Source organism: Dietzia sp. PP-33, from assembly GCF_033790845.1.
Classification (GTDB): Bacteria; Actinomycetota; Actinomycetes; order Mycobacteriales; family Mycobacteriaceae; genus Dietzia.
The window spans coordinates 1-255 of record NZ_JAMYEI010000039.1; the positions used below are offsets into that span (position 1 = coordinate 1).

Genomic DNA, 255 nt, shown 5'->3' on the forward strand with positions numbered 1-255 from the left:
TTAACACATGCAAGTCGAACGGTAAGGCCCCTTCGGGGGTACACGAGTGGCGAACGGGTGAGTAACACGTGGGTAATCTGCCCTGCACTTCGGGATAAGCCTGGGAAACCGGGTCTAATACCGGATACGAGCTCTCACCGCATGGTGGGGGTTGGAAAGTTTTTCGGTGCAGGATGAGTCCGCGGCCTATCAGCTTGTTGGTGGGGTAATGGCCTACCAAGGCGACGACGGGTAGCCGGCCTGAGAGGGTGATCG

At 58.0% G+C, this 255-nt stretch carries 1 rRNA gene; it reads left to right on the top strand.

Annotated features, from left to right (window positions below):
- Positions 1-255 (top strand): 16S ribosomal RNA (locus tag NJE57_RS20085); the annotation flags it as partial.